The following is a 9,514-nucleotide window of genomic DNA, read 5'->3' as shown; positions in this document are numbered from 1 at the left end:
AGAATCGCACCCGGCCGTACCCGTTGCTGCCTCCGCCGGACGACATCATCTAGCGTGCGGGCGCGGGGGGGGGGGGGGGGTTGGTGGTTTTGTTTCCTCCCCCCAGAGGGAGAGAAAAACACCCCCCCCCCCCCCCCCCGCCACAACCCCCCCCCCCCCCCCGGCCCCACGCCACGGGTAGGCGGGACGTGGCATTGTGGGGAACGTCGTGTCCGCGCCGGGTCGCGAGTGGAGAATTGTTCGGTCCGCTCGATGCCTCGCGCGGGCGCATCGCATCCCGCACCGAGCCCTGGGCAGCGCCGCTCAGCGAGCCGGGTGCACCTGCACGGCAGAAGTTCTCCGAGAGCTAAGGAGCCCCCTTGTCCGCACCGAATCTCACCCGCGAGCAGGCGATCGAACGCGCCGCGACGGTCCAGGTGGAGAACTATCGGGTCGAACTGGACCTGACCGGACAGCCCACCGGTGCCGAAGAGCCGCGCCGTGAGACCTTCCACTCGAAGTCCACCGTGACCTTCACCGCGACCCCGGGTGCGCAGACCTTCATCGACTTCGTGGGCGCGGGTGTGCGCTCGGCCGTGCTCAACGGCGTGGCCCTGGATGTGAGCGGCTACGACGAGGAGCAGGGCCTCACCCTGCCGAACCTGGCCGCGAACAACGAGCTCGTCATCGAGGCCGACGGCCAGTACTCGAACACCGGTGAGGGCCTGCACCGCTTCGTCGACCCCACCGACAACAAGGTCTACCTGTACTCGCAGTTCGAAACCGCCGACTGCAAGCGCATGTTCGCCTGCTTCGACCAGCCCGACCTCAAGGCCACCTACGACGTGATCGTCACCGCGCCCGAGGACTGGGAGGTCATCTCCAACGGCGCGGTCGCCGACACCCACACCATCGGCACCGTGGTCCGCCACACCTTCGCCACCACCCCGCGCATGAGCACCTACCTGGTCGCGCTCATCGCCGGTCCGTACGCGAAGTGGACCGACTCCTACAGCGATTCGCACGGCGAGATCCCGCTCGGCATCTACTGCCGCGCCTCGCTGGCCGAATTCATGGACGCCGAACGGCTTTTCACCGAGACCAAGCAGGGCTTCGGCTTCTACCACACCAATTTCGGTGTGCCCTATGCCTTCGGCAAGTACGACCAGCTGTTCGTGCCCGAATTCAACGCGGGCGCCATGGAGAACGCGGGCGCGGTCACCTTCCTCGAGGACTACGTCTTCCGCTCCAAGGTGACTCGCGCCTCCTACGAGCGCCGCTGCGAGACCGTGCTGCACGAGATGGCGCACATGTGGTTCGGCGACCTGGTCACCATGAAGTGGTGGGACGACCTGTGGCTGAACGAGTCGTTCGCCACCTTCGCCTCGGTGCTGTGCCAGGTCGGCGCGACCGAATACACCAATGCCTGGACCACTTTCGCCAATGTCGAGAAGTCGTGGGCGTACCGGCAGGACCAGCTGCCCTCGACCCACCCGATCGCCGCCGACATCCCGGACCTGGCCGCGGTCGAGGTGAACTTCGACGGCATCACCTACGCCAAGGGCGCCTCCGTGCTCAAGCAGCTGGTGGCCTACGTCGGTGAGGAGCCGTTCCTGGCCGGTCTGCGCGACTACTTCACCGAACACGCCTACGGCAACGCCACCTTCGACGACCTGGTGGGCGCACTGGAGAAGGCGTCCGGCCGCGACCTGTCCGACTGGGGGGCGCAGTGGCTCAAGACCACCGGCCTGAACATCGTGCGCCCGGACTTCACCGTGGACTCGGACGGCAACTTCGCGTCCTTCGCGGTCGTCCAGCAGGGCGCGGAGCCCGGCGCCGGTGAGCGCCGCGTGCACCGCCTGGCCATCGGCGTCTACGACGACCAGGACGGAAAGCTGGTGCGCACCAAGCGCGTCGAGCTCGACATCGATCCGGCCGAGCGCACCGAGGTGCCCGAGCTGGTCGGCGTCGGCCGCGGCAAGCTGGTGCTGGTCAACGACGACGACCTCACCTACTGCTCGGTCCGCCTGGACGCCGGCTCCCTCGACACGGTGGTGGCGCGCATCGCCGATATCGCCGAGCCGCTGCCCCGCACGCTGGCCTGGTCGGCCGCCTGGGAGATGACCCGGCAGGCCGAGATGAAGGCCCGCGACTTCGTGGCGCTGGTGCAGCGCGGCGTCGGCGCGGAAACCGAGATCGGTGTCGTCCAGCGGCTGCTCATGCAGGCCGGCACCGCGCTCGGCGCCTACGCCGACCCCGAGTGGGCGCGCGCCGAGGGCTGGCCCGCCTACGCCGACTGCCTGCTGGAACTGGCCCGCGCCGCCGGTGCGGGCTCGGACCACCAGCTGGCGTTCGTCAACGCGCTGACCGGCGCGCTGCTCTCGCCACAGCACATCGAGGTGCTGCGCCGGCTGCACGCCGATGACCCGGAGGGCGTCGGCCTGCCGGGCCTGATCGTCGACACCGACCTGCGCTGGCGCATCACCCAGGCGCTCGCGGCCGCGGGGGCCATCGACGCCGACGGCATCGAAACCCCGGTCATCGACACGGAACTCACGCGCGACGACACCGCCGCGGGCCGCCGCCAGGCCGCGGCCGCGGCCACCGCCCGCCCGCAGGCGGCGGTCAAGGAATCGGCGTGGGACACCGTCATGGGCGACGACACGGTGCCGAACATCACCGCGCGTGCCATCGTCACCGGTTTCGCCCCGGCGGGCCAGGGCGCGCTGCTGGCCCCGTACGTGGAGCGCTACTTCGCCGAGATCGCGTCGGTGTGGGAGCGGCGCTCCAGCGAGGTCGCCCAGACGGTCGTGGTGGGGCTGTACCCGCACTGGGCCGTCACCGAGGAGGCCGTCGCGGTGGCCGACAAGTTCCTCGCCGGTGAACACCCGCCGGCGCTGCGCCGCCTGGTGGTGGAGGGCAAGGCGGGCATCGAGCGCTCGCTGCGCGCCCGCGCCTTCGACCGCAGCTAGAAAGCACTGCACGGCAGCATATTTCGACCGCGACAGCCCCTCCCGAATCCATTCGGGAGGGGCTGTCGGCGGTGCGGGGCCGCGACTGAAGAGTCGCTGAAGAACCCCCGCCGGACGGGGTCCGCGGGCCCGGAGTCCGACATGATCGGTGCCGCAAGCCATCCCGACCGAATGAGGCCACCCACCATGACATCCTGGACCCGTCACGCCGCCGCCGCTCTCGCCGTCACCGGAATCTGCTCCGCCGCAGTGCTTTCCGGCACCGGCGTGGCGGCCGCCGACGACGATGACTCGCTCACCCGTTCCACCTGCAGCTGGGCCCAGATCGACACCACTCTCAACGATCAGGATCCGGTGCTGGCCCGGCTCATCGACGGCCACCCGGAACTCACCTCCGGGCTCGCCGTGATGTACCAGCTGCCGCCCGAGGCCCGGCCCGAGTCCTTCTTCCGCATCGTGTCCCAGTACCCCGACGTCGAGGACCGCATCGAACAGATCCGCCACGACCACGCCCCCGGCAGCGAACCCGTGCGCGCCAAGTTCGACCGCGTCGCCGACACCTGCCACCGGCACTAGCCCGGCAGACGCTGCTGTGGGCGGATCCGCCCACAGCAGCGCGGCAGGACTTCCGGCGGTCCGCTGCGGCACCGTGAAGGCATGGCAGAGAACAAGACTCCGATGTTCAACTGGCACACCAGGGAACAGCTCTTCGCCCGCCGGGTGCTCGTACTGGACGGGCCGCTCGACGACGACAACGGCACGCTGCTCATGACCCAGCTGCTCACGCTGGCGGCCGAGGATCCCGAGGCCGACATCTCGCTGTGGATCCACTCGCCCGGCGGGTCCGTGCCCGCCATGCTCGCCATTCGCGACGTCATGCGGCTGGTGCCGGGCACGGTGTCGACACTGGCCCTCGGATTGGCCTGCAGCGCGGGACAATTCCTGCTGTCGGCGGGGACACCCGGGCACCGCTACGCCCTGCCGCACGCCCGCATCCTCATGCACCAGGGTTCGGCGGGCATCGGCGGCAGTGCCGTCGAGGTGGAGGTGCAGGCCGACGACCTGCGCTACACCGTGCAGACCGTCCTCGGCCTGATCGCCGCCGACACCGGCCAGCCCTACGCCCAGGTCTTCGAGGACTCCCTGCACGACCGCTGGTTCACCGCGACGCAGGCCCGCGAGTACGGCTTCATCGACGGCATCGTGGACTCCTTCCACCAGGTCGTCCCGCAGCGCCAGAAGCTGGGGATCTCGGCATGAGCAGCTACACGATTCCGAATGTGATCGCCCGCGACCCGCGCGGGGAGCGGATCATGGACGTCTACTCGCATCTGCTCACCGAACGCATCGTCTATCTCGGCACGCCCATCGACTCCGGTGTCGCCAATGCCCTGATCGCCCAGCTCCTCCACCTGGACGCGGAAAGCCCGGGCCAGGACATCAACCTCTACATCAACTGCGAGGGCGGCGACCTGCCGGCCATGCTCGCGGTCTACGACACCATGCAGCACATTCAGTCCCCTGTGGTGACCACCTGCGTCGGCCAGGCGATCGCGGTGGGCGCCGTGCTGCTGGCCGGCGGCGCGAAGGGCCGCCGCAATGTCCTCCCGCACTCTCGAATCGTCCTGCACCAGCCCGCGATTCGAGGTCAGGGCACCATCCCCGACCTGATCCTGCAGGCCGACGAAATCGTCCGCATGCGCGCCCAGATCGAAACCATCCTCGCCACCCACACCGGCCAGTCCGCGGAAACCCTGCGCCGCGACACCGACCGGGACCGGGTCTTCACCGCGCAAACGGCGCTCGACTACGGCCTGGCCGACCATCTCCTCGGCCCTCGCGCCTGAACGCCGACGAGCATGCGCTGGTGCACGCACAACGCCGAAAAGGCAGGTGCGCCAACGCATGCTCGTGGATCAGGCGGCCAGCAGGACGGGGGAGATCGCCAGCGGCGAGATGGCCGGGTGCCGGGCCGGGGCGGGACGGGCGCGAAGTAGGTCCTCGGCCACCTGCCGTGTGAGCGAACCCAAGCTGGTGCCCAGAGCCCCCGCCAAGGCCGCGATCATCTCGCTGGACGGCTCCTTGCGCCCCCGTTCGACCTCGGACAGATACTGCGGCGAAATACCGGCTCGCCCAGCCGTTTCCGTCAGCTTCTCCCCCCGCTCCAGCCGAAGTGAGCGCAACTGACCGCCGAGTGCCTCCCGCCACAGCGGCTCGCGCACCGGCGCCGAACGCGCCGCACGTCGCACCACCCCGGCCCCTTCGTCGAGACCACCGGGAATTGCTTGCAAACGCGGATGCTCGGCCATCTCCCGAGCGTAAATTCCCCCACCCCGCCCCCGCGCCCCGATCTGCTCAGGGCGAAATGTCGGTCGGGGCGTGCGGGGGTCGGTGCGCGATCTTCACCCCTCGGGGTTTGGGGGCTGAGCCCCCAAACGTCCCTTGGGGTTTCAGGGGGCGAAGCCCCCGAGAAGAGCCGAGAGTCGGCTAGACCCGCCCGATGGCGGCGGCCATCACGCGCACGGCCGAGACCAGGCCGTCGATCAGCTCGCCCTGGCGGAAGGAGCTGGTGGCGGCGGTGGCGCCGAGCTGGCAGACGCGGTCGTTGGCGCGTTCGGCGACATCACGGCCGGAGCGTACCTCGACAGAGTTGGTGTTCGGGTCCACCGCGATGAGCACCGAGCGGGCGGCCTCGGGGGTGGAGGGGAACAGGGCGTCCACGCCGGCCGCCGAGTCGGAGCCCAGGTCACCGATGTAGACGTTGAAGCGCACCTTGGTGGCACGGGTGGCGTCGGTGAGCGCATTGTCCATGAGCAGCCGCTCGCGGTCGTTGAACGGCGCTTCCTTGAAGACGTCGCCGGCCTCGTGCACACCGGAGACGCGTCCACTCGTGGTGATCGCGTAACCGTGGGGTAGGTCGGCCTCGTCCACCACGGGCCAATTAGAACTTGCCACTTGCCCGGCCTCCGATCAGCTCCGCGTGGGCGGATTCGATAGCCGCATGGTCACCATGCGAATCAGCAGTGTCGTGGTGGCCGGATCCGGTCACCTCGTCGGTCGCGCTCCACAGCACCGGGGGCTGGGTCCACTTCGCACCGAGTTCGTAGTGTGCCGGCTTCTTGCCGGGCAGCGGCTTGCCGAGGAACGACAATCCGGCGATCACCAGATAGATCGCGACCGGGATGCCGACGTAGATCAGCACTGTCTGGAGAATGCTCACGGCCCAACGGTAGTCGATGCCCGTGTGCCTACTACGACCGGTAAGGGTTAGTGCGGCCGTGTCGTAACAAACCCCTTTCAGACCAGCCAGGCCGTCGAGTTCGCCGGAAGTTCCCGCCGCGGATTGATCGCCGCGCTCGCCAGCAGCACCTCACCCGCGGGGAGCAGGATCGGCGCATCGGTGGCATTGAGCACGCATAGCAGACCGCCCTCGCGCCGGAATGCGAGGCAGCCGGGCGGACTCGCGTACCACTCCAGCTCGAACCCCCCGAATTCCGGCCGGACGGCCCGCAATTCGATTGCCATCCGGTACAGCGACAGCATGGAATCCAGTCGCTCCAGCTGCGCCTCCACGGTCAGCGCCGCCCACTCCGGCGGCATGGGCAGCCACGGCACCCCCGTCGTGAACCCGAACGGCGGCGACTCCCCCTCCCACGGCAGCGGCACCCGGCAGCCGTCCCGGCCGCGCTCGGTGTGTCCGGAGCGTTCCCAGGTGGGGTCCTGCAGCGCCCACTCGGGGAGGTCGTCCACATTGGCCAGCCCCAATTCGGCTCCGTTGTAGATAAATACGCTGCCCGGCAGCGCCAGCTCCAGCAGGATCATGGCCCGCGCCCGCGCCTGCCCGACGGGCCCGCCGCCGTAGCGAGTGACCTCGCGCTCGATGTCGTGGTTGGACAGCGTCCAGGTGGGCGTCGCGCCGACCCCGGCCACCGCGCGCAGCGAATTGTCCACGGCCGCGCGGATCCGATCCGGCCGGAAGGGCGTCTGGGCGAGCCGGAAATTGAAGGCCAGGTGCAGTTCGTCGGGCCGGACGTATTCGCCGAAGCGGCTGTTGTCGTCGACCCACACCTCGCCGATGGCGACCGCGTGCGGATACTCGTCCATCACCTTCCGGATCCGCCGGTGGATGTCGTGCGCACCGGGGTTGTTGAAACGCGGATCGTCGTCCTCGAGGTGGAGCATCCGTGTGTCGACGCGCTCCATATCGGGCAGGCCCGGGGGTTTGGCCATGCCGTGCGCCACGTCGATCCGGAAACCGTCGACGCCGCGGTCCAGCCAGAACCGCAGGGTTTGTTCGAAATCGGCTGCGACCTCAGGGTTTTCCCAATTCAGGTCGGGTTGTTCGGCGGCGAAGATGTGCAGGTACCACTGCCCCGGTCTACCGTCCGGTTCGATCACCCGGGTCCAGGCCGGACCACCGAAGATGCTCGGCCAGTTGTTCGGCGGCACAGCGCCGTCCGGCCCGCGGCCGTCGCGGAAGAAGTACCGCGCCCGCTCCGGACTCCCCGGCCCCGTCGCCAGCGCCGCCTGGAACCACGGATGCTGATCGCTGGTGTGGTTGGGCACCAGGTCCATGGTCACCCGCATGGCCCGGTCGTGCGCCTCGGCGATGATCTCGTCCAGCGCCCCGAGGCCGCCGAACAGCGGGTCGATATCGCGCGGGTCCGACACGTCGTAGCCGCCGTCGGCCATGGGCGAGCGCATCACCGGGCAGATCCACAGCGCGTCCACCCCGAGTAGCTCGAGATAGCCCAAACGGTCACGCAGTCCACCCAGATCACCGACACCGTCACCGCCGGAATCGGCGAAGGAACGCGGGTACACCTGGTAGAACACAGCCGATCGCCACCACGGAGCCGGACCGGCCCCGCCCCCGGCTGCGGCGGAAAAATCAGTCACAGCCGTAATGGTGCCAAAGCACAGTGACTTTCGCGGTCACGTCGAATGGACTTGTCCAGTTTCAGCAAATGATCAGCGGACAGCTGCGGGCGCCCGGAAACACTGTGAGGCGCTGGTATTTCTGCGGATCAAACTCAAAAAGGCGAGTTAATCAGCGAATTCGCGGCCATCTCGAAGTAGTCGAGCAGCTGCTGCCGGTGCGCATCGTCGAGTACCTCCGGCTCGATCTCCGCCACCGCGATGCGCATGGCCCGCAGCCACGCGTCCCGCTCGATCGGCCCGACCTTGAACGGCATGTGCCTCATCCGCAGGCGCGGATGCCCGCGCTCGTCGGAGTAGGTCCGCGGCCCGCCCCAGTACTGCTCCAGGAACATCCGCAGGCGTCGCTCGGCCGGGCCCAGATCCTGCTCCGGATACAGCGGCCGCAATACCTCGTCCTGCGCCACCTCGCGGTAGAACGCCGCGACGATCCGATGGAACGTCTTCTCGCCGCCCACGGCTTGATAGAAGGAGGTTGCAGTCTGCTCGCCGGAAGTCACGTCCCCATTGTGCCCACTCCCGCGACGTCCGGCCCGGGTGCACCCTCGATGCGGCCGATCGACGCCCCCTCAGCACACCGTTCGCAGCTCGGAACAGCGTTTCTCGACGCCTGGCCGGCCCGCGTGCACGATTGTCACGTCCCGTTCATCCGAATGTGCCCGACAATGTGCGAAATCACCGTGCAATATGCGGCAAGTCATGGTCAACTGGGTGGCAGTCTGCCGAGATACCACACAATCGGACGAATACGAAACCGGGGTATGGCCCATGAAGCAGCGGCACGGCGCCCGACACGAGGCGCGGACCCATCGACAACTCCAGCCCGCCGACGTCCACAATCGTGGGTCGGGGGCTACTCCGCTGCACTTGCTGTCCGAACATTCTCATTCCGAGCATCACCTGGGCGCTCATCCCGAGCCCGCCCATCCGGGCGACCACCGCGAGCACGCGCATCATCCGCCCACCGCAGCACCCGTTCCCGCCTGGGCCAAACGCCGCGTGCTGCTGCTGAACGCCACGTACGAGCCGCTCACCGCCCTGTCCGCGCGTCGCGCCATCGTGCTGCTGATCTGCGACAAGGCCGACACCGTGCACGACAATCCGGAGGGTCCGGTCGTGCATTCCGCCGGCACCTCGGTGGCGCTCCCCTCGGTCATCCGACTACGCAACTACGTGCGCGTCCCCTACCGGGCACGGGTACCCATGACCCGAGCCGCCCTCATGCATCGCGACCGCTACCGCTGCGCCTATTGCGGCGGCAAGGCCGAAACCATCGATCACGTCATTCCGCGCAGCCGTGGCGGCGCCCACTCGTGGGAGAACTGCGTCGCGTCCTGCGCCCCCTGCAATCACCGCAAGGCCGACAAGCTCCTGAGCGAACTGGGCTGGACGCTGCACCATCCGATGGTCGCGCCGAAGGGTCCGCACTGGCGGTTGCTGTCGGCCAGCTCGGAACTGGATCCTATGTGGTTGCAGTACCTCGGCGAGGGCGCGGCCTGACGCGTCACTCCCCCGTGGGCAGACCGGCTTCGGCGGCCAGTACGCCGAGCGCGCGCAGGAAGGCCGTGCGCTCCTTCGCGGTCAGCCCGGCGGTGAGTTCCTCGTCGAGTTCTCGCGCGGCCTTT

General features: G+C 68.7%; 10 protein-coding genes. 5 read left to right on the top strand and 5 right to left on the bottom strand.

Annotated features, from left to right (window positions below):
- Positions 1-359 precede the first annotated feature (359 nt).
- The 4 genes from pepN to ACFXN1_RS47395 all read left to right on the top strand — a co-directional run bounded on the left by pepN (position 360) and on the right by ACFXN1_RS47395 (position 4,798).
- Complete coding sequence (gene pepN, locus ACFXN1_RS47410) at positions 360-2,951, top strand: aminopeptidase N (RefSeq protein ID WP_379446603.1); 2,592 nt, start codon at positions 360-362, stop codon at positions 2,949-2,951.
- Between the two features lie 186 nt (positions 2,952-3,137).
- The gene (locus tag ACFXN1_RS47405; protein ID WP_354834689.1) at positions 3,138-3,527 is read left to right on the top strand and encodes a hemophore-related protein; all 390 of its coding nucleotides are present in this window, start codon (positions 3,138-3,140) and stop codon (positions 3,525-3,527) included.
- Positions 3,528-3,608: 81 nt separating this feature from the next.
- The gene (locus ACFXN1_RS47400) at positions 3,609-4,211 is read left to right on the top strand and encodes a ClpP family protease (RefSeq protein WP_379398962.1); all 603 of its coding nucleotides are present in this window, start codon (positions 3,609-3,611) and stop codon (positions 4,209-4,211) included.
- Positions 4,208-4,798, top strand: coding sequence for a ClpP family protease (locus tag ACFXN1_RS47395; RefSeq protein ID WP_379398963.1), 591 nt, complete (start codon positions 4,208-4,210; stop codon positions 4,796-4,798). Before ACFXN1_RS47400 ends, ACFXN1_RS47395 begins: the two co-directional genes overlap by 4 nt.
- Positions 4,799-4,867: 69 nt before the next feature.
- Here ACFXN1_RS47395 and ACFXN1_RS47390 read toward each other — a convergent pair whose 3' ends face one another.
- From ACFXN1_RS47390 to ACFXN1_RS47370, 5 genes are all read right to left on the bottom strand, one after another.
- Entirely contained in the window at positions 4,868-5,260 is a 393-nt protein-coding gene (locus tag ACFXN1_RS47390) for a helix-turn-helix domain-containing protein (RefSeq protein ID WP_379444305.1), read from the bottom strand.
- 178 nt (positions 5,261-5,438) lie between these two features.
- Positions 5,439-5,882, bottom strand: coding sequence for a DUF5130 domain-containing protein (locus ACFXN1_RS47385; protein WP_379399033.1), 444 nt, complete (start codon positions 5,880-5,882; stop codon positions 5,439-5,441).
- Positions 5,883-5,892: 10 nt separating this feature from the next.
- On the bottom strand, positions 5,893-6,171 hold the full coding sequence (locus ACFXN1_RS47380) for a hypothetical protein (protein WP_379398965.1): 279 nt from the start codon (positions 6,169-6,171) through the stop codon (positions 5,893-5,895).
- Between the two features lie 77 nt (positions 6,172-6,248).
- Complete coding sequence (locus ACFXN1_RS47375; RefSeq protein ID WP_379444307.1) at positions 6,249-7,850, bottom strand: glycoside hydrolase family 13 protein; 1,602 nt, start codon at positions 7,848-7,850, stop codon at positions 6,249-6,251.
- Positions 7,851-7,984: 134 nt separating this feature from the next.
- A complete protein-coding gene (locus tag ACFXN1_RS47370) occupies positions 7,985-8,389 on the bottom strand; it encodes a globin (protein WP_379398967.1) in 405 nt (134 codons plus the stop codon).
- A gap of 268 nt (positions 8,390-8,657) precedes the next feature.
- Between ACFXN1_RS47370 and ACFXN1_RS47365 the strand changes: the two genes are divergently transcribed.
- Positions 8,658-9,389: an HNH endonuclease gene (locus tag ACFXN1_RS47365; protein ID WP_354834668.1), complete on the top strand. Its 732-nt coding sequence runs from the start codon at positions 8,658-8,660 to the stop codon at positions 9,387-9,389.
- Positions 9,390-9,514: the final 125 nt, after the last annotated feature.

The sequence above is a fragment of the Nocardia sp. NPDC059154 genome, from assembly GCF_042755705.1.
Lineage (GTDB): Bacteria > Actinomycetota > Actinomycetes > Mycobacteriales > Mycobacteriaceae > Nocardia.
The sequence above is the reverse complement of the archived record's forward strand: the minus strand, read 5'-3'. Positions and strand labels throughout refer to the sequence as shown.